A 20404-nucleotide genomic window follows, 5' to 3' on the forward strand; every position below is an offset into this window, starting at 1 on the left:
AAGCGGTCGGCGGGGCCATTGTGGCTCTTGACAGCGGATTGGGTCATATGAGCGAAAACCCGCCAGAGTGAGCAAGGTGCCTTGAAACGAGGCGGCATTGACCTTCTGGTCATGCCGCCGAAGTTGAAAGGCAGATTGCCGCTCTGGCGGGTTTGCAGCGTCGAGCCGTTACGCGGTTTGGTAAAACCGCGTAACCACTAGTTTGGTACCTTGACATTCATTTCTCATGCTCCTAAATTGGTTAGGCACAAAACAATTTCACTACCTAACTAAAGAAAGGAGCGAAGATTAGATATGCGTGTTGAACCACTCGCCTATCCGCATGAACCCGGCGGCGACCCCTCACGGCCAGCAGACGAGCCCGAGACCCAGTCCGACAAAGACCGTCTCGCCAAGCGAATCCTCAATGGGCTGGGGTTTTGCGGCCATTACATGCATTTTCACGGCGGCGGCATATCTGGCAAGGCGCCTATTGTCTGCCTACTCGCCAAGCAGCCGACCGGCGAGCTGTCCCAACAGGAGCTCGGCATGCACTTCGACCTCAAGCCGGGGTCCCTTTCCGAGATTCTGTCCAAGCTCGAACTGGGCGGTCTTATCGAGCGCAGTCGCAATCCCAAAGACCGTCGGCAGCTCACCATCCGCCTGACCGATGCGGGATGGGAAAAGGCCCGCGTTGAGCAGGCGGCCCGCATCCGCTTTAGAGAGCAGGCCTTTAGTGCCCTCACTCACGACGAGCGCGAACAGCTCGCCGAGATGCTCGAAAAAATCCGCGCAACCTGGGAGGAACTGGATGATTAAAACCCTCATGGGAAGCATCCGCGATTACAAGAAGGTCACGATCGCCACGCCGCTGCTGGTGCTTGGCGAGGTGCTCTGCGAGATGCTGATTCCATTTATCACCGCCAACCTGATCGACGCCATCAAAGACGGCGCCACCGTAGCCGAGATGCTTCCCACCGCGGGCTTTTTGGTGCTCATCGCGCTGACGTCGCTTGCTTTTGGCGCCGCTGCCGGCATCACCTGCAGCCATGCGAGTTGCGGCTTCGCCAAGAACCTGCGTCACGACCTGTTCTATAAGATCCAGACGTTCAGCTTTGCCAACATCGATGAGTTCTCGAGCTCCTCACTCGTCACGCGCCTGACCACCGATATCAACAACGTGCAGCAGGCCTTTATGATGATCATCCGCATCGCCGTGCGCGCACCGCTGGTGCTGGTCTTTGCCTTTGCCATGGCCTACGCCATGGGCGGCAGCGTCGCCATGGTCTACCTGGTCATCATTCCGCTGCTGGGCTTTGGCCTGTTCTTTATCATCTATAAGGTGCGCCCGATCTTTGCCCGCGTGTTCCGCAAGTACGACGCCCTTAACGAGTCCGTCGAGGAAAACGTCACCGGCATGCGCGTGGTCAAGAGTTACGTGCGCGAAGACTTTGAGAAGGAGAAGTTCGCGACCGCCGCACGCGACGTCCAGATGGACTTCACCCGCGCCGAGAAGCTGCTCGCCTTTAACAATCCCATGATGAACATCTGCGTCAACGGCGCGTTTGTCGTCATCATCTACCTGGGCTCCAAGCTCATCATCACGAGTCAGGGCACGCTGTTCGACGTGGGCCAGCTCTCCTCGATCTTTACCTATGGCTTCCAAATCCTCATGAGTCTGATGCAGCTGTCGATGATCTTTGTCATGGTGACCATGGCCGACGAATCGGCACACCGCATTACCGAGGTGCTGGCCGCCGAGCCCACGATCGCCGATCCCGCCGAGCCCGTGCTCGAGGTTGCCGACGGTTCCATCGACTTTGACCACGTGAGCTTTAAGTATTCCGCGCATGCGAAGCGCCAGGCGCTCGACAATATCGACCTGCACATTAAGAGCGGCGAGACCATCGGCATCATCGGCGGCACCGGCTCGGCCAAGTCCACGCTCGTAAACCTCATCGCCCGTCTGTACGACACCACCGAAGGTACCGTGCGCGTGGGCGGCGTGGATGTGCGCGACTACGACTTGGACGCTCTGCGTCACCAAGTGGCCATGGTGCTGCAGAAAAACGTGCTGTTTAGCGGCACCATTGCCGAGAACCTGCGTTGGGGCGACCCGAACGCCACCGACGAAGAGGTCCGCGAGGCGGCACATCTGGCCTGCGCCGACGAGTTTGTCGATGGCTTCCCCAAGGGCTATGACACCTGGATCGAGCAGGGCGGCTCCAATGTCTCGGGCGGTCAGAAGCAGCGCCTGTGCATTGCGCGTGCCCTGCTGCGTCGCCCCAAGATCTTGATCCTGGACGACTCCACCAGCGCCGTCGACACCAAGACCGACGCCAAGATCCGCGCAGGGCTGGCAAGCTATCTGCCCAACACGACCAAGCTCATCATCGCCCAGCGCATTAGTTCCGTGCAGGATGCAGACCGCATCATCGTCATGGAGGGCGGCCGCATCGCGCAGATCGGCAACCACGATGAGCTGCTCAAGACGAGCGAGATCTACCGCGAGACCTTTACCTCGCAGAACAAGATGTCTGCCGAGGGCGAAGAGGCCGTCGAAGCCGACACCGAGGCATCCGCAACACAAGCTCAGACCCAGGAAGGAGGCGAGGCACATGAGTAAGGCAACGACCGCCGAGCGCGCGCTCAACCGCAAGGGTGGCACCATGTCGCGCCTCATCAAGACGCTCTTTGGCTTCTACCCCGTGCTTTTGCCCCTCGTCGTCGTCGGCGTGGTGCTCTGCGCCATCATCAACTCCATCGGCGCGACCTTCCTTCAGAGCGCCCTGCAGATTATTAGCGAATCGTGGCAGTCGGGCGATTGGGAAGCTGCACAGCCCAAGATCGCACAGCTCGTGACCACCCTCGCCTGCATCTACGGCGTCGGCATCCTGTCCTCGCTGTTCTGGAACCGCGCCATGGCCATCGTCACGCAGGGCTCGCTCGAGAAGCTGCGCGAGAAGATGTTCAACCGCATGCAGGACCTGCCGATTCGCTACTTCGACACGCACCAGCGCGGCGACATCATGAGCCACTACACCAACGACATCGACACGCTGCGCCAAATGATCAGCCAGTCGCTGCCCAACCTGCTCATGACGACCATCGTCATCGTCACGGTGTTCTTTATCATGCTGTACTACAGCGTTTGGATGTGCCTGGTCATTGTGGCAGGCGTCGCCTTTATGACCTTTATGACCAAGCTGCTCGGCTCCAACTCCGCGCGCTTCTTTATTGCGCAGCAGACCGAGCTCGGCGTTGTCGAGGGCCATATCGAGGAAGTCATGAACGGCCAGAAGGTCGTCAAGGCATTCTGCCACGAGTCTGCCGCCGAAGCCGATTTTGACGAGCGCAACGAAAAGCTCTTCGAGGTCTCGCAGAAGGCCAACATGTACGCCAACATCCTCATGCCCATCCTTATGAACCTGGGCAACCTGCTCTACGTGCTGGTCGCACTGGCCGGCGGCATTTTCCTAGCGCTGGGCGTGCCCAACCTGAGCATCTCGGGCATGGCGCTGTCCATCGCCGTCGTGGTGCCGTTCCTCAACATGACCAAGCAGTTCTGTGGACAGATCGGCCAGATCTCGCAGCAGATCAACGCCGTGGTCATGGGCCTCGCCGGCGCCGACCGTATCTTTGAGCTCATCGACGAGGAGCCCGAAGCCGACGAAGGCTATGTGACGCTTGTCAACGCTCAGGTGAACCCCGATACCTGGCAGCTCGAGGAGGCCGACCACCACACTGGCATGTGGGCGTGGAAACATCCGCACCGCGCAACCGGCGAGATCGAGTACGTGCCGCTGCGTGGCGACCTGGTCATGGACAACGTCGACTTTGGCTACACGCCCGACCACGAGGTGCTGCACGGCGTGTCCGTGTTTGCCAAGCCGGGCCAGAAGGTCGCGTTTGTCGGCGCCACCGGTGCCGGTAAGACGACCATCACCAATCTCATCAACCGCTTCTATGACATCGCCGACGGCAAGATTCGCTACGACGGCATCAACGTCAACAAGATCCGCAAGGCAGACCTGCGCCGCTCGCTGGGCGTGGTGCTGCAGGACGTAAACCTGTTCACCGGCACCGTGATGGATAACATCCGCTACGGCAATCTGGATGCCACCGACGAGGAGTGCATCGCGGCAGCAAAGCTCGCCGGCGCGGACGACTTTATCACCCGCCTGCCCGACGGCTACGACACGATGCTCACCGGCAACGGTGCCCAGCTGTCGCAGGGCCAGCGCCAGCTGATCTCGATCGCACGCGCCGCCGTCGCCGATCCGCCGGCGATGATCCTGGACGAGGCCACGTCGAGCATCGATACCCGCACCGAGGCCATCGTGCAAGCCGGCATGGACAAGCTCATGGAAGGCCGCACGACGTTTGTCATCGCGCACCGCCTGTCCACCGTGCGCAACTCCGACGCGATCATCTGTCTGGATCACGGCCGCATCATCGAGCGCGGCAACCACGACGAGCTGATTGCCAAGCGCGGGTATTACTACCAGCTCTATACCGGAGCGTTTGAGCTGGAGTAGTTCGGCTCGCCGAGATGGCCGATTTGCCGCTCATTCGTCGGGCATGACCCTAAGGTCAATGCCCTCCTCTTTCGGGGCAAATCGACTCATCTCAACGACCCAAACACAATGCGCCGCAACGAATAAAGCCTCCGCAGCCACACGAGCTGCGGAGGCTTTTCTATGCCCTTTGTTACAAGCTTACCGTTCCTCGCGTTGCGGCCCGGCTGCCTCGGCTGTCTTTACGCGGTTCTTGTCGATGTACATGTTTTTGTCGGCCTGGGAAAAGAGCTCGCGCATCGTAGGCGGTTCATCAAAATCACTGGAAAGTGCATAGCCCACCGCATAGCTGATAGGCATGTCGGGGTGAGCCTCGGAATACTCGTTCACGTTCGCACGAACCCGAGCGAGACAGGACTCCACAGCAGTTCGATCGGCATCCCACAGCACCGCGATAAACTCATCGCCGCCGTCGCGGCCCACAAAGCAGGTCTCGGACGCCACGCACCCCAGCTGCTGGGCAAAAGAACGGATGTATTCGTCGCCCTTCTCGTGGCCGAAGTTGTTATTGACCGTATGCAGATTGTTAAGGTCGAAGACGCACACCGCAACGGGCGCCTCCGCGGAGACAGGCCGCTCCTGCCCCAAGATCTCCTCGCACTTGTTCTTGTTGGGCAGTCCCGTGGCTTCGTCGAGATAGACTTTGCTCTGCAGCTCGCGGTTGAGCGCGGCAGTGCGCACCGCGCGAACAAGTTCGACCGCAAAGGTCGCCACCAAGCCCACGATGTCGATGATCACCAAGCCCTCGAGATAGTTGAGCGCCGACGCCTTCTCCTGAGAGTAGTCCTCTGCGAGTCGTGTGGCATCGTCACAAATACCAAAGAACTCCTCGCTCATCGCGATGATATCGGTGCTCTCGTAGCCGACTTCGCGCACGCGGCTGATCTCGGCGCAAAGCTCATCAAAATAATTTGCAAGCTCGGTCATCTTTGTCTGATACTCATCGTCGTCGAGACGGACGAGGTTGAGGTCGTCACTTCCGTAACGCAAACCGTTGATGTATGAATCCACGGCTTTGAGCAGGTCATCTTGAGGCTGGCCCGCATCCTCGAGCTTAACGATTCGCTGCGTGGTACCGCGCACCAGACCGGCGTAATTGACCACGCGCGCCGTGCCCTGGATATCGGAGACGAGCAGCATAACATTGATGAAGAAGAAGATGAGAACTGCCGTGAGCACCATCATGAGCAGGCGCACCGCCCGGCTGGCTTTCTTGGCGACAGAAGTATTCACAAGTTCACTCCCCCAAATGACAAAAGCACAGGTAGTACGCAACGTGCTGGAATTCACGTGAGGTCAACTCTACCAGATGATTTTTCTAGGACGGGAATTAAAGAATCATCGACACGATAGCTATTTGAGAAGTTGTGCCATGGCGTTGACGAATTTTTGGACTTGGAGGGTGGGCTCGAGCGGGTAGTGCAGAAAGACCGGTACCTCGCGACCGCACAGGAACGGCACGCCCACAAAGGCCGGGTGCACGCCCGACCATGCGCCGCAGGTGAGCACCGCGTCGCCCTTTTCCTCCGCCTCGTTAAAGAGCGCAAAGTCGAAGCTATCCACGTCAATCACGTCCACGCCGCCGTCGGCCAACAGGTCGATGCGCAGGCTGTCCATGGCGTCGTTGCCGTGGCGGAGCACGCGCAGGCGCATGCCCTCCAAGTCGGCGACCGTAATGCGTGTCTTGCGCGCCAGCGGGCTCGTGCGCGGCACGTCGATATAAAACGGCACGTTGACGATGCGGAGCTTTTGGCAGGCATCACCCCAGCGCGGCGTCGAAAAACTCGACTGCACTACATCCACCTCGCGACCAAGGCTGCGCATGACGGATTCGCGCTCGTCGTAGAGGTCGCTTACCGGCACAATCTCAAATCGCAGCGACGGCTCCAGATCGTGGATGCCCGTCCACATCGAAAGCGTTTGGCGCCCCGGACACATCATCGACACGCCCAGGCGCACGGCACCGCCGTCGCCCGCCGCACGTCGGGCACGGCGCAGTGCGTCCTCGGACTGCCGCATGATCGAGCGCGCGTCGTCCACCAGTAGTGCGCCGGCCGGCGTCACCTTAACGCCTGAGTGCGAGCGTTCGAACAGCGTGATGCCGAACTCGGCCTCGAAGCCCGACACCTGCTTGACGAGCGCCGGAGTCGACACACGCAATTTTGCCGCCGCACGCGAGAAGCTTCCCAGCTCCGCGGCAGCCGATATGGCCTCGAGTCGTCGATCGTACACGTCAATCTCCCGTTTTCGCGCCTGTGACCGCATGGTGCCACAGGGGGTTGTTTTCGCAGGTCACACGCTCAATTGAGAATAAACTGCATCGCACAGTGTAAACCTACGGTTAACGCAATTCTAACAAATATGCAATTCACCTGCGCAAATGCAAAGCATACGATAACCAGCGAAAACCACGTGGGTCGATTAATGGGAGCGACCCACCGGGAGGCACAAGAAGGGAAGTTCCTATGAGCAATTGGCTTAAGCTCGAGGGCGATGTCTGCGCCGTGACTGGCGCGCTCGGCGGTATGGGCGCCGAGATCTGCCGCGAGTTCGCCCGCAATGGCGCCAACGTCGTCATGCTCGACCTGGACGAGGAGAAGGTCAAGGCCGCAGCCGCCGACCTCGCCGCCGAGTTTGGCATCCACGCCGAGGGTTACAAGATGAACGCCACCGACGAGGCCGAGGTTCAGGCTGCTGTCGACGCCACCATCGCCAACTTCGGCCGCGTCGACGTCCTCGTCAACACCGCCGGTATCCTGCGCTTCGCCGCCATGGAGGACCTGCCGCTGAGCGACTGGGAGCAGGTGCTCAACGTCAACCTCACCGGTTACTTCATCACCTCGCAGCGCTTTGGTCGCGAGATGATCAAGGCCGGCCAGGGTCGCCTGGTGCACATCTCGACCGTCGCCAGCCACTCCCCCGAGACGTTCTCGGGCGTGTACAGCTCCACCAAGGCGGGCGTCAACATGATGTCCAAGATGCTCGCCGCCGAGTGGGGCCCCTACGGCGTCCGCTCCAACTGCGTCGAACCCTGCTTCGTTAAGACCCCGATGTCGGCCAACTTCTACGCCGACCCCGAGGTCGAAAAGAGCCGCAGCCGTCTGATCGCCACGCGCCGCATCGGCGAGGTCAGCGATATCGCCAACGCCGTCATGTTCCTGGCGTCCACGCGCTCGGACTTCACCACCGGCGACGCCATCAAGGTCGACGGCGGCTTCTCCAACATGATGGGCGACCTCACCGCCAAGCCCGGCGGCCGTCGCGCCTATGCCGACAACTACCTTAAGAACAAGGGTGTCGAGCTCTGGTCCGATGAGTCCGGCGTCGCCAAGCCGACTGACCAGTAAACCAACCTGACAGGGAGGTCCCGCGGACACGCCCGCTCCTCCCCCGTATCGATCAGAAAGAGTCCAATGGCTTCCACCAACTCCAACAAGGGTCGCGCCGTCGTGCTTTCCGCCGCGTGCGTCACCATGTTCTTCATCAGCTCCATCGCGCTGTATTCCGTCGTGAGCAAGAACCTGCTCGCCGTCTACCCCGAGTGGTCGAGCGCCCTCACCTGGGCCTTCCCGGTCTTTCAGACCATCATGGCCGTGACGGGCATCTTCGCCGGCCGCATCTCCGATAAGATCGGCCCGCGCAACGTCGTTATCGCCGCCGCCGTGTGCTACGGCCTGGGCTGGTTCATGTCCGGCACCGTCACCGAGCCGTGGCAGTTCTACCTGTGGTTCTCGCTCGTCGCCGCCATCGGCAACGGCCTGGGCTACAACCCGGCGCTCACCACCGGCCAAAAGTGGTTCATCGACAAGAAGGGCCTCGCCTCCGGCATCACCCTGGCCGCTTCGACCGCCGGCCCCGCCGTGCTGTCCCCGGTGCTCGCCTCGCTGCTCATCCCGAGCCTGGGCATCTTTGGCGCCCTTAAGGCGCTCGGCGTCATCTTCTTTGTGATGATCGCCGCCTCCGCCCTGTTCCTGAAGGCCCCCGAGGCCGGTTGGCTGCCCGAGGGCTTCGAGGCCCCCAAGGGTGGCGCACATGCCGGCACCTTCGGCGACCTCACCCCGGGCGAGATGGTCAAGACCCCGCGTTTCTGGGTCCTCATCATCACCTTCGCCTTCGCCGCCACCGCGGGCACCCTGCTCGTGGGCAAGGTTGCCTCCATCGCCGCCGTCCAGCTCTTCGCCGACCCCACGAGCGCCGCGGCCGTCGCCCTCGGCGGCGTGGTCGTCTCCGTCAACACCTGCGCCAACCTGGTCGGCCGTCTGTCCTTTGGTCAGATCATCGACAAGCTCGGCGCCTATAAGTCGCTGCTCATCAGCCTTGTCGTCACCATCGTCGCGCTCGTCATCATGTCGATGAGCTTTACGCAGGCCATGTTCTTTGTGGCGCTCGCCCTGCTCGGCTTTAGCTTTGGCGCCCTGCTCGTCATCTACCCGCCGCTCACCGGTGGCGCCTTTGGCACCAGCAACATCGGCGTCAACTACGGCATCATGTTTTTGGGCTATGCCGCTTCCACCTGGATCAGCCAGCCCATCACCGCCGTGCTGTATCACGCCGAGGCTGGCAGCGCCGCCTACCAGCAGTCCTTCTACGGCGCCATCGTGATCGCCGCCATCGCCGTCGTGCTCACCGTCTACATGATGGTCTCCGACAGCAAGAAGAAGCCCGCTTAGTAATTGCCAATGCGACAAAGGGACTGTCCCTTTGTCGCATTCCATCGCCAACAGTATTAAGGAGTCGAAATGTCTGAGCTCAACCCCGTCCGCATTGCCGTTATCGGCGCCGGCGCCATGGGTCGCAACCACATCCGCTTCGTCACCGAGGAGCCCGAGGCCGAGCTCGTCGCCATCGCCGACGCCTTTGAGGGCGCCCGCGCCACGGCCGAGGCCGCCGGCGTGCCGTTCTTCACCGATCCCGCCCAGATGATGGACGAGGTCAAGCCCGAGGCCGTCATCATCGCCACCCCCAACGACCTGCACCTGGGCGTTGCCCGCGAGGCCGTGAAGCGCAATATTGTGCCGCTGGTCGAGAAGCCGATCTCCAACGACCTCGAGGATGCCCAGGCCTTTGCCGCCGAGGCCGAGACCGCCGGCGTGCCCGTGCTCGTGGGTCAGCACCGTCGCCACAACCCCTTCGTCAACAAGGCCAAGGAGATCATCGAGTCCGGCGAGCTGGGCAAGCTCACCGTGTCGAGCTTCCACTACATGATCTATAAGAACGACGAGTACTTCGACGTCGAGTGGCGCCGCAAGAAGGGTGCCGGCCCGATCCTGGTCAACCTGGTGCACGACGTCGACCTGCTCCGTTACCTGCTGGGCGAGCCCGTTGCCGTCCAGGGCATGCAGTCCAGCGCCGCCCGCGGTTTTGAGACCGAGGACTCCGCCGTGGTCAACGTCCGTTTTGCCGATGGCGCGCTTGCGAGCATGACCATCTCCGACGCCACCGCCAGCCCCTGGAACTGGGAGGCCACCGCTCGCGAGGACCCGCAGTACCGTCCCTTCGACGCCGACGCCTACTTTATCGGCGGAACTAAGGGCGCCCTTTCGCTGCCCCGCCTGCACCAGTTCTCCTACGACGGCGCCTCCAACTGGCACAAGCCGCTGCAGATGGAGATTCCGGCAGTCGACCCCGCGCTGCCGCACAAGATGCAGCTCAAGCACTTTGTGAAGGTTGTCCGCCGCGAGGTCGAGCCCGTCGTGACGCCCGCCGATAACGTCAAGACGCTCACGCTTCTCAACGCCATCAAGGAGGCCGCCGAGACCGGCCAGCTCGTCGAGCTGTAACGCCTTAGGGCAGACCGCGGCAGAAGCCCCATGCCGAACCCTTCGGTCCGCCACCAACAAGCCCCTCTTCTTTGCCCCGCGAGCAGCCTCCTGCCCGCGGGGCATTTTGCTACCTTTCCGACGATTTTTCTGGGGCGAGGGGCCATTTTGCACCTCGGCCTGATTCGTTCGCCACGAAATGCGCCTATCTACTACGTTTAACCGATCGCCCTCAACCGTGCCAAATTTCGCGAAGTAAAAACCGCAGGTAGACGGCTTGCGTATTTTCGGAAAACCGGGGGATGGTCGACCCATACGGGTTAAACGTAGTAGATAGGTCATTTTCGTGGCACGGCCCAAAACAGTCTTTTGGGACGGGTGGTATCCTTGGTAGCTCTGTGCTGCAAACGCACCTTTACCGCAAGGAGTTTCATGGATCTTATCGCCCAGCTCGCCCGCGAGCTCAACCTTAAGGCCGCCAACGTCGAGGCGGCCGTCAAGCTCATCGACGAGGGCAACACCATCCCCTTTATCTCGCGCTACCGCAAGGAAGCCACGGGCGGCATGGACGACGTCGCCCTGCGCGCACTCGACGAGCGCCTGTCCTACCTGCGCAATCTTGAGCAGCGTAAAGAGGACGTCGTTCTGCTCATCGACGCCCAGGGCAAACTCACGCCCGAACTCGAGCAGCAGATTCGAGAGGCCACGCAGCTCCAGCGTGTCGAGGACCTCTACAAGCCCTACCGCAAAAAGCGCATGACCCGCGCACAGAAGGCCCGCGAGGCAGGCCTGGAGCCGCTTGCCAACATGATCATCATGCAGGCCTCGGCCAAGGGCAGCGCGCTCGACACCGCCGCGGCCTACGTCAACGAGGAAGCCGGCTTCGACACGCCCGAGAAGGCGCTCGCCGGCGCGGCGGACATCGTGGCTGAGACGGTGGCCGAAGACCCCGAGAACGTCGCCGACCTGCGCGCCTTTACGCAAAACACCGCCGACATCGTCGTCGAGGCCACCGACCCCGCCGAAAAGACTCCCTACGAGCCCTACTACAACTATGATGAGCCGCTGCGCCGTATACCCAACCACCGCGTGCTGGCTATCGACCGCGGCGAGCGCGAGGGCAAGCTCCGCGTGCGCGTGAACGTCGACGGCGCTGCCGCCACAGCGCGCCTCAGCAGCCGTTGGCCCCGACGCCAGGGCGTCTTCGCGCCCATCTTCGATGCCGCCATCGCTGACGGTTACAAGCGCCTCATGGCCCCCTCGCTGGAGCGCGAGGCCCGCGCCAAACTCACCGTTCGCGCTCAGACCGAGGCCATCAACGTCTTTGCCAAGAATCTCGAGGGCCTGCTCTCGGCGCGCCCTGTGCGCGGCGCCCGCGTGCTCGCGCTCGATCCGGGCTACCGCACCGGCTGCAAGGTCGCCGTCATGGACGAGACCGGCAAGCTACTCGACCACGGCGTGGTCTACCCCACCAAGCCGCGCCACGACGTCGCCGGCACCAAGCGCGAGCTCGCCCGCCTCGTCAAAAAGGACGGCGTCAACACCATCGTCATCGGCAACGGCACCGCCAGCCGCGAGACCGAGGAAGTCGTCTCGGAGTTCATTGCCGAGCAGGCGCCTGGGCTGCGATACACCATTGTTAACGAGGCCGGCGCGTCGGTGTACTCCGCCTCCGAGCTCGCGAGCCAGGAGTATCCCGACCTGGACGTCACCGTGCGCGGCGCCATGAGCCTGGGCCGCCGCCTGCAGGACCCACTGGCAGAGCTCGTCAAGATTCCGCCCCAGTCCATCGGCGTGGGCCAGTACCAGCACGACCTTGACCAGGCCGAGCTCTCGCGCACCCTGGGCCACGTGGTGGAGGACGTCGTCAACCGCGTGGGCGTCGACGTCAACACCGCGAGCGCGAGCCTGCTGGGATACGTTTCGGGCATCACGCCGAGCGTGGCCAAGAACATCGTGGCTTTCCGCGAGGAAAACGGCGCCTTCACCGATCGCCGCCAGCTCAAGAAGGTCCCCAAGCTGGGACCCAAGGCATATCTCAACGCTGCAGGCTTTTTGCGAATTAGCGGCGGTAAGAACCCGCTCGACGCAACGAGCGTCCACCCCGAAAGCTACGAGGTGGCCACGTCCGTCTTGGAACGCGCCGGCGTTAAAGCAAGCGAGCTCAGCCGCGGCGGCGTGCCCGACATCGAGCGCCGCCTGGGCAGCATCTCGGCGCTGGCAAGCGACCTGGACTGCGGCACCCTGACGCTCATCGACATTGTCAACGAGCTCAAGAAGCCCGGCCGCGACCCGCGCGACGACGCGCCCGAGGTGGCCTTTAGCCGCTCGGCACTTTCCATCGACGACCTGGAGCCCGGCATGGAACTCAAGGGCACGGTGCGCAACGTCGTCGACTTTGGCGCCTTCGTCGACGTGGGTGTGCACCAGGACGGCCTCGTGCACATCTCCAAGCTGGCCAACCGCTTCGTCAAGCACCCGAGCGACGTGGTGCGCGTCGGCGACACGGTAAAGGTGTGGGTGGAAAAGGTCGATCGCGACCGCAAGAAGATCTCGCTCACCATGGTGCAGGGGAAGTAAACCACCTAAAGCAAGGGTCCCCCCTCTCGCGACGTGCAAAATCGCGAGTATTCTGCAATTTCCGCCGCCCCGAACGCCCCTCAGAGGCAATAAAGTCAAAAACGGCCCCCGTTTTAGCATCATCAGAGCCAAAACGGGGGCTGTTCCGTGCTTCGGTTAACTGGTAAAAGCCTTTACCTTGCTGAATACTCTCAATTTTGCACGGCGCAGGCGGGGGTACCTTTGCCCACGGCAGGATATGGAAGCCAAGCGCCAACTTGCTGGCAAGCTCGTGCCGGCAGCCCCGGCCTTTCCTTTGCCTAGCGCGACCCCCGCGAAGCGCGTGAGCGGTAGGGAAAGGAAAAGCCGGGGCGAACAACCCGCGGCGTAGCCAGTGTTCGCGTTACGGCAGGATATGGAAACCGAGCGCCGCGATATCCTTGGCAAAGCCGCGGACGGTGTCGAGCGAGACCTCGTACGGGTCACGGCCGATGTTCTTGCGCTTGGCCAGGATGCCGTTGGGCACCGTGATGATCTGGCAACCGCAGGCCTCGGCCTGGTAAATGTTGATGAGCTCGCGCGTGGACGCCCACAGGACCTCACAGTTGGGCTTGATGGCGGCCTTCTTGACCGACTCCGTCATAAACGGAATGGGGTCGACGCCGGTGTCGGCGATGCGGCCGGCAAAGAGCGAGATGATGGACGGCGTCTCGGTGTCAACGGCCTCGACCATCTCGTCAACCTGCTTAGGCGTAAAGATGGTGGTGACGTTGACCTTGATGCCGTCGGCCGACAGCTTGCGCACCAGCTCGGCGGTGGACTCGCCCTTGGTGGTCACGCACGGAATCTTGACGTAGACGTTCTCGGCCCAGGTAGCGATCTCGCGCGCCTCGACCTCCATAGTCTCGACGTCATCGGCAAAGACCTCAAACGAGACGGACACATCGGTGATGTGGGTCAGGACCTCCTTGGCAAACGCGCGGTAATCCGTCACGCCGCCCTTCTTCATAAGGGACGGGTTGGTCGTGAAACCCTGAACGTTGCCGTTCTCGTACATGTCGAGCATGCCCTCGAGGTTTGCACCGTCAGCGAACACCTTGATTGCCATCTGCCTGATTCCTTTCGCTTGCACATGGGCGTTAAACTGCTAAACACTTTACCTACGTTTATCAAGGCGTGAGCTGCGGTTTTTTATCTTCTCGGCGAACGGTATAAACACCTCAGTGTTTGGATTGATAAATCGATTGAGCATGCAAAAGCGAAGAGTCGCAGTTTGAGCAAACGTCAGAACGCGGGATTCATTAGATGAGGCCGAAATGCTGCATCGCTGTGACGGTGCCGTCGTGTGCGACATCGTCGGTCACGTAGTCGGCGACCGCCTTGACCTCAGGCATGGCGTTGCCCATGGCGACAGCCGTCTCGACCGCAGCGAGCATGCCCAGGTCGTTGCCGGAATCACCAAAGCCAAAGGTGCGCGCGTTGCCGGTGCGACCCAGGTATTCCAGCGCTCGCGCCACGCCCACGCCCTTGTCGATGCCCTTGGGGCTCAGCTCGCGATTCTGGCCACCGGTGTTGCACAGCTCAAACTCGCGATCGATAAAGCCGTCATCGTTGGCTACGCGAGCCAAACTGGGCACATTGAGGCATACCTTGCCCACGCGCAGACTGCCGTCGACGCGCATTTCCTCGGCGCTGTGCACCACAGAAGTGCCGATCAGAGACGACTGCTCAACGCCCGCGGGTTCCAAGGCAAAAGTAGCCACGTTGGTCTCGAAAAAGGCCTCAATCCCTGCCGCGGCCATACGGCGTGCAAGCTCCTCGACAATGTCCTCGTCAAAGCAGTCCTCGTGTACCACGCGGCCCTCGACCTCGAGTGTCGCTCCCGCCATGGCAACGACACCCGCAGGCTCCAAAGCACGCAGACCATCGGCAATCAGCCACAAGGGACGACCCGTGCAGATAAATGCCTGGTGACCCGCATTGCGCAGGCGATGAAACGCCTCGATCACCGCCTGCGAGGGGCGAACCGCCGAAAAGTCCTTGTCGGTCATGTTGTCGGGATCGAACGACGTCAGCGTGCCGTCCACGTCAAAAAAGAGCACGGCAGAATCGGGGCACGCATCAATCATATGGGTTCCTTTCGGGGGCGAGAGTAAACGAAGCATCCATCATATAATGGAGCGACGCAACCAGAGAGGTCACCCATGGAATTTTACGCAAGCTGCCCCGAGGGCTTTGAGTCCGCACTCGCCGATGAGCTTAAACGCCTCGGGCTTTCGCATGTTCGCCGGCTGAAGGGCCGCGCCACGTTTGAGGGCGAGCTCGAAGAAGGCTACCGCGCCTGTCTGTGGTCGCGTCTGGCGAGCCGCGTGTTTGCGGTGCTCGGGCGCTTTGAGGCGCAGGACGCCGACGAGCTGTACGATAGCGTTTACGACATCGCCTGGGAGAACATCGTCCGCCCCGGCGCCACCATTGCCATCACCGCCCGCGGCGTGACCGAGCAGCTGCGCAACACGCGTTTCTCGGCCCTGCGCGCCAAAGACGCGCTGTGCGACCGCCTGGCCGAGACCACGGGCCGTCGCGCCGATGTCGATGCCGCCGACCCCGATGTTCACCTACTGCTTTCGCTGCGCCAGCGCCGCGCGAGCATAAGCCTAGACCTTTCGGGCGACCCGCTGTTCAAACGCCTGCCGCCCGCAGCGACCCGCGCCGGCGAGGGCGCGCACGTGCTGCGCCCCGACTACGCCGCCCTGGTGCTGGCGCAGGTCGGCTGGACCGCGCTATGCGAGCGCGAGCTGACGGCCGACGATTACGAAAATGAAGCCCTTCCCACGCTGATCGATGCCTCGTGCGCCGGCGGCGGCCTGCTGCTGGAAGCCGTGAACATTCTGACCGACCGCGCCCCGGGCGCCGCACGCGAGCGCTGGGGCTTTGAGGGCTGGCAGCTGCACAACGCCGCTCTGTGGGAGCAGCTGCTTGCCGAGGCGCGCGAGCGCGAGGCGGCAGCGCGCGAACGCCAGGCGCGCATCGTGGCCGCAGACATCGACCCCGCCGCTCGCAAGACCGCCGAGCGCATGGTCAAGAGCGCTGGCTACAAGCGTTTTGTCGACTTTTGCGCCGCCAAGCCCGCCACCGTGCTGGACCATGCGGGCGCCGTCGCCGGTGCCGCCGTGGTCGCAGACACCACCGAGACCCCGCTTTCGCTCATGCACGACGCCATGACGCTGGTCGGCGAGCTGCGCCGCGCGCCCGAGCTTTCCGCGGCGCCGGTCGCTGCGCTCACCCGCGATGGCCTTATGGCCCGCGCGCTCCATGCCGAGCCCGCGCGCTCCATCGCCGTCATGCCCAATAACGAGGAGGCGGCTCTTGAGGTTTGGCACTCGCTCGACCACGCCGCCGCGGCATTCGAGGCTGCGACCAGCATAAACGCCGAGGAACAGTCCACGGACGTCGAAGACGAAGCCGCCGCTTCCTCCATGCCCGAACCTGCCGCCACGCTCGACTTGGGCGACGGCAAGCCGCTGCCCGTGCTCATCCCCGGGTCCGAGCAGTTCGCCAACCGCCTGCGCAAGAACGCGCGCCTGCGCCGCAAGTGGGCCAAGCGCGAGGGCGTAAGCTGCTACCGCGTCTACGATGCCGACCTGCCCGACTACTCCGCCGCCATCGACCTGTACGAGGGTTGCCCGCAGACGCCGGGCCGCTGGCTCGTCATCGCCGAATACGCCGCGCCCAAGACCATCGACCCCGCGCTAGCCCAGGCCCGCATGCTCGACATTCTGGCCATCGCGCCGCGCATCCTTGATGTTCCGGCCGAGCATGTGCACGCCAAGGCCCGCATGCGTTCGCGCGGCGGCTCGCAGTACGGCAAGCAGGGCGCCGGCAAGGGCGGCTCGGGCGAGCGCGCCAATATCGCACGCCGTCGTCTGCCACTCATCGAAGAGGGCGGCCTTACCTTTGCCGTCAACTTTGACGACTATCTGGATGTGGGCATCTTCCTGGATCACCGCGTCACCCGCAACCTAGTGCGCGAGCACGCCAAGCAGGCGCGCCGCTTCCTCAACCTGTTTGCCTACACTGGCACTGCCACCTGCTACGCGGCCGATGGCGGCGTCGAGGAGACCGTGACGGTCGACCTTTCCAACACCTACCTGGACTGGGCCGAGCGCAATATGCGCCAGAACGGCTTTGTTGGTCCGCAGCATCATTTTGTGCGCGACGACGTGCTCGCCTGGATTCGCGACCAGCGCCAGACGCGCAACCGCTGGGACCTGATCTTTGTCGACCCGCCCACGTTTTCGAACTCGTCCAAGATGGGCCGCCGCACCTGGGATGTCCAGCGCGACCATGTTGAGCTTTTGGCCGGCGTATCGCGCCTGCTCGCACAGGGCGGCCACGCCATCTTTAGCTGCAACCTGCGCGGCTTCCGCCCCGAGGCGCGCAAGCTCGCGCGCGCGGGCGTGGTGCTGGAGGACATTACGGCACAGACCATCCCCGAGGACTTCGCGCGCAACCAGAAGGTGCACCACTGCTATATCGTGCGCCGCCTGCCCATCGAGGACGCCATGGCCGAGGTCGGCTTTAGCGCCGAGGAAATTGCCGAGCGCGTCGAGGAGCTGCGTAACCCCGAGGCCCGTAAGCCTCGCGCGGCAGTGCCCGCGCACGTGCAGACCGGCAACGGCAAGTCCAACTTTGCTGGCAAGCCCTCCCCCGCCGGCAAGTCCAAAAAGAAGAAGTTCTACGCCAGCAAGCCCAAGGGCAAATAACAAAGTTGCGGTGGAATACGGACTGTTTTGCCTGGAATTAGGCAAATTTAGACCGTATTTCACCGCAACTCATATTGGGATGGCGGATGCCGACCTATCCCTGGATGACCAATCGGTAACCAATACCCACGTGCGTCTGGATATAGCGCGGATGCGCGGGGTCGGACTCGATCTTCTTGCGCAGCGTGCCCATAAAGACGCGCAGGCTCGCCAGGTCGCTCTTAGTTGCCGTGCCCCAAATCTCGTGCAGGATAAACTGGTGCGTCAGTACCTTGTCGGCGTTATGCGCCAGCAGGCACAGGAGCTTATACTCGATCGGCGTCAGATGCAGTTCCTCGCCATCCATCGTGGCGATGCCGGCATCAAAATCGATATGCAGCTCACCGGTATCGAACGAGCCCTCGGAGACAACGCCGCCCGTCTGCGCATACGAAAGGCGCCTGAGCGTCGTGCGAATGCGCGCGAGCAGTTCCTCGACCGAAAACGGCTTGGTCAGGTAGTCGTCGGCACCGGCATCGAGCGCGCGGATTTTGTCCGCGTCCTCGCTGCGCGCCGAGACCACGATAATCGGCATGCCCGACCATGCGCGCACCGACTCCACCACCTTGACGCCGTCCATATCGGGCAGGCCCAGATCGAGCAGCACAATGCTCGGCGTCTGCGACGAGGCGGCGGCGATAGCGGCATGGGCGGTCTCCACAGCCATATGGCGCAAGCCGTGCGCCTCGAGCGCGGCAACAATAAGATTGCGGACGGCGGGGTCGTCCTCAACGACCAAGATGAGCGGTTTTACGGCAGAGTTCGGCACAGCGCTACTCCTTATCAAACGAAACGTCGGCGGCAGGAAGCTCAATCGTAAAGACCGAGCCGTGCGGGTCCGCCGCGGCAACCTCTATGCTACCGCCATGTGCCAACGCAATGGAACGGCAGAGCGAAAGACCCAGGCCAACGCTGCGGTGGCTGTCGGCCAGACCATGGTTGGCGGTATAGAACGACTCAAAGATCCGCTCGCGATCCTCGGGTGCGATGCCCGGACCATCATCGGCCACCGAGCACGCCACGCGTCCATCGTCGACGCTAATCGAAATCACGATATGCGAACCCGCGGGCGTATAGGTGATGGCGTTGTTCACCAGATTGACCACCAGCTGCACCATCAGGCGCGCATCGACGTTGACGAGCGCCGGCTCATCGCACGCCACCACCTTAAGGTCGTGCTCGCGCACGGCCGGATTTACGTGGCGCAGCGCCTCCTCGACGATATCGTCCATGAGCTCGAGCGTGGTCGACAGGCGCATACCGCCACCCTCGAGCTTGGTGATGGCGAGCAGATTCTCGACGGTGGCGTTGAGCCACAGCGCATCCGAGCGAATGGATAGAAGCAGGCCGCGGCGCGTCTGGGCATCGAGCACCGCGGTGCCGGTCGAGCCCTGGTCGAGCAGCACATCGGCATTACCCGAAATACTGGTGAGCGGCGTGCGCAGGTCGTGCGAGATGGAGCGCAGCAGGTTGGCGCGCAGCTGTTCGTTTTTGGCAAGCACCGCCGCCTCCTCGCGGGCCTCCATGGCGCGGGCGCGATCGAGCGCCAGCTCGCCTTCGCTCACGATGGCATCGGCAAGTGTCCGCTCCTCATGCGTCAGCACGTCGGGCTCGGCAACGATAGCCAGCACGCCCACCACCGAGGCGGGGTCGCCCGAGCGCGCGAAGCCGTCGCCTGTGCGAACCGTCAGGTAGATGCCATAAAACGCCGAGCCGCCATAGGTGGCATCGAGCGGCGTTCCCACATAGGCGGACGCCGAGAGCCGCGGCGGCATCTGCGGCGCCAGTTCGTGCACCGGTGCGGCATCGCCCACGGCCGTGTATGTCGCACGCGGCAGCAGGTCATCGCCCTCGGCGTCGGCGCTGTACCACACGACCGGGCAGCCCGAAAGACGTGCCAGCTGCGTGGCCATGGCGTGAACGATCTGATGCTGATCGGCGCACCGCTGCAGCATGCGGTTGGTCTCGAGCACCATATGCGTGCGGCGGTCGCTGGCGGCAGCCTGTGCCAAGGCGCGGCGCAGGGCCAACGCAATCGAGCTCGACACAAGCGAGACCACGAACATGATGAAGAACATGCCGGGATAGCCGCGGTCGATAAGCGACAGCGAGTAGCGCGGGTCGACAAACAAGAAGTTGTAGAGCGCCACGGCGGCAGCCGAGCTCAGCAAGCAATACAGGCGACTCCAGGTAAAGAATGCGCACAGCTGAACGGCGAACACATAGACGATCATGATGCTCGGCGCGAGACCCGGATGGTCGAGCAGCGCGCCCACAATCGTCGCCGCGACCAGCAGCCCCACCGATACGCAGGCGTCATACAGAGGAGTGCGGCGCGTCAGCGTTGTGCGCCGCCACCAAAAGCTATCGGCAATATCGCCGTCCGTACGGACGTCCATCAGCGTCCCGCCCCTCTCTCAAAACAAAAACCACCACAAAGGGGACAGGCACCTTTGTGGTGGTTTCCCTTGTGGTGGTTCCAAGTGTATAGCCTTTGCAACCGGCGGTCGCTAGACAAACAGCACGTGCGCGAGCAGGGCACACACGCACACCGCTCCAAATACCAGTGCCACGATCGAAATTACGCGATCGGCCATATCCATGTTGGCACGGTTCGTAAGGAACCGATCTTCGGCGGCGTCGGCGCGTGCCTCACGTACCAGCTCGGCAACCACCTCGCGGCCATCAAGCATCTTTGCATCCATGTTTGCCTCCCCGGTCTCAATCT

At 62.5% G+C, this 20404-nt stretch carries 15 protein-coding genes; 8 read left to right on the plus strand and 7 right to left on the minus strand.

Features of this window, described 5'->3' with window-relative positions:
* Nucleotides 1-294 precede the first annotated feature (294 nt).
* Genes FGQ61_RS07650 through FGQ61_RS07660 form a run of 3 tightly spaced genes read left to right on the plus strand, consistent with a single transcriptional unit; the run spans nucleotide 295 to nucleotide 4517 of the window.
* The gene (locus FGQ61_RS07650) at nucleotides 295-798 is read left to right on the plus strand and encodes a MarR family winged helix-turn-helix transcriptional regulator (protein ID WP_138375126.1); all 504 of its coding nucleotides are present in this window, start codon (nucleotides 295-297) and stop codon (nucleotides 796-798) included.
* Nucleotides 791-2605: an ABC transporter ATP-binding protein gene (locus tag FGQ61_RS07655; RefSeq protein WP_138375127.1), complete on the plus strand. Its 1815-nt coding sequence runs from the start codon at nucleotides 791-793 to the stop codon at nucleotides 2603-2605. Before FGQ61_RS07650 ends, FGQ61_RS07655 begins: the two co-directional genes overlap by 8 nt.
* The gene (locus tag FGQ61_RS07660; RefSeq protein ID WP_138375128.1) at nucleotides 2598-4517 is read left to right on the plus strand and encodes an ABC transporter ATP-binding protein; all 1920 of its coding nucleotides are present in this window, start codon (nucleotides 2598-2600) and stop codon (nucleotides 4515-4517) included. Before FGQ61_RS07655 ends, FGQ61_RS07660 begins: the two co-directional genes overlap by 8 nt.
* A gap of 180 nt (nucleotides 4518-4697) precedes the next feature.
* Here FGQ61_RS07660 and FGQ61_RS07665 read toward each other — a convergent pair whose 3' ends face one another.
* Together FGQ61_RS07665 and FGQ61_RS07670 are read right to left on the minus strand one after the other, a co-directional pair.
* Nucleotides 4698-5789 (minus strand): GGDEF domain-containing protein, encoded by a 1092-nt coding sequence (locus FGQ61_RS07665; RefSeq protein WP_204986968.1) that lies wholly within the window; start codon nucleotides 5787-5789, stop codon nucleotides 4698-4700.
* A 120-nt stretch (nucleotides 5790-5909) separates the two neighbouring features.
* On the minus strand, nucleotides 5910-6788 hold the full coding sequence (locus tag FGQ61_RS07670; protein ID WP_238022664.1) for a LysR family transcriptional regulator: 879 nt from the start codon (nucleotides 6786-6788) through the stop codon (nucleotides 5910-5912).
* Between the two features lie 233 nt (nucleotides 6789-7021).
* Here FGQ61_RS07670 and FGQ61_RS07675 point away from each other — a divergent pair, with 233 nt between their 5' ends.
* The 4 genes from FGQ61_RS07675 to FGQ61_RS07690 all read left to right on the plus strand — a co-directional run bounded on the left by FGQ61_RS07675 (nucleotide 7022) and on the right by FGQ61_RS07690 (nucleotide 12895).
* Nucleotides 7022-7903 carry an SDR family NAD(P)-dependent oxidoreductase gene (locus FGQ61_RS07675; RefSeq protein WP_138375130.1) on the plus strand — a complete coding sequence of 294 codons (882 nt, stop codon included), beginning with the start codon at nucleotides 7022-7024 and terminating at the stop codon, nucleotides 7901-7903.
* 66 nt (nucleotides 7904-7969) lie between these two features.
* Nucleotides 7970-9226 carry an MFS transporter gene (locus FGQ61_RS07680; protein WP_138375131.1) on the plus strand — a complete coding sequence of 419 codons (1257 nt, stop codon included), beginning with the start codon at nucleotides 7970-7972 and terminating at the stop codon, nucleotides 9224-9226.
* Between the two features lie 69 nt (nucleotides 9227-9295).
* Nucleotides 9296-10336, plus strand: a complete 1041-nt coding sequence (locus FGQ61_RS07685) for a Gfo/Idh/MocA family protein (protein ID WP_138375132.1) — start codon at nucleotides 9296-9298, stop codon at nucleotides 10334-10336.
* A gap of 411 nt (nucleotides 10337-10747) precedes the next feature.
* Nucleotides 10748-12895 carry a Tex family protein gene (locus tag FGQ61_RS07690; RefSeq protein WP_138375133.1) on the plus strand — a complete coding sequence of 716 codons (2148 nt, stop codon included), beginning with the start codon at nucleotides 10748-10750 and terminating at the stop codon, nucleotides 12893-12895.
* Between the two features lie 382 nt (nucleotides 12896-13277).
* On the opposite strand, the gene FGQ61_RS07695 is transcribed toward FGQ61_RS07690, so the two are convergent.
* Both FGQ61_RS07695 and FGQ61_RS07700 read right to left on the minus strand, forming a co-directional pair.
* Nucleotides 13278-13982, minus strand: a complete 705-nt coding sequence (locus FGQ61_RS07695; RefSeq protein ID WP_171021548.1) for a transaldolase — start codon at nucleotides 13980-13982, stop codon at nucleotides 13278-13280.
* A gap of 193 nt (nucleotides 13983-14175) precedes the next feature.
* Nucleotides 14176-15003, minus strand: coding sequence for an HAD-IIB family hydrolase (locus tag FGQ61_RS07700; RefSeq protein WP_161115389.1), 828 nt, complete (start codon nucleotides 15001-15003; stop codon nucleotides 14176-14178).
* A gap of 75 nt (nucleotides 15004-15078) precedes the next feature.
* Between FGQ61_RS07700 and rlmKL the strand changes: the two genes are divergently transcribed.
* Nucleotides 15079-17637, plus strand: coding sequence for a bifunctional 23S rRNA (guanine(2069)-N(7))-methyltransferase RlmK/23S rRNA (guanine(2445)-N(2))-methyltransferase RlmL (gene rlmKL, locus FGQ61_RS07705; protein WP_138375135.1), 2559 nt, complete (start codon nucleotides 15079-15081; stop codon nucleotides 17635-17637).
* Nucleotides 17638-17731: 94 nt separating this feature from the next.
* On the opposite strand, the gene FGQ61_RS07710 is transcribed toward rlmKL, so the two are convergent.
* From FGQ61_RS07710 to FGQ61_RS07720, 3 genes are all read right to left on the minus strand, one after another.
* Nucleotides 17732-18445, minus strand: coding sequence for a response regulator (locus FGQ61_RS07710; RefSeq protein ID WP_138113523.1), 714 nt, complete (start codon nucleotides 18443-18445; stop codon nucleotides 17732-17734).
* Between the two features lie 4 nt (nucleotides 18446-18449).
* Nucleotides 18450-20075 carry an ATP-binding protein gene (locus tag FGQ61_RS07715; RefSeq protein WP_138375136.1) on the minus strand — a complete coding sequence of 542 codons (1626 nt, stop codon included), beginning with the start codon at nucleotides 20073-20075 and terminating at the stop codon, nucleotides 18450-18452.
* A 111-nt stretch (nucleotides 20076-20186) separates the two neighbouring features.
* A complete protein-coding gene (locus FGQ61_RS07720; protein ID WP_118450240.1) occupies nucleotides 20187-20381 on the minus strand; it encodes a hypothetical protein in 195 nt (64 codons plus the stop codon).
* Nucleotides 20382-20404: the final 23 nt, after the last annotated feature.

The sequence above is a fragment of the Collinsella aerofaciens genome (assembly GCF_005844325.1).
GTDB classification, from domain to species: Bacteria; Actinomycetota; Coriobacteriia; order Coriobacteriales; family Coriobacteriaceae; genus Collinsella; species Collinsella aerofaciens_G.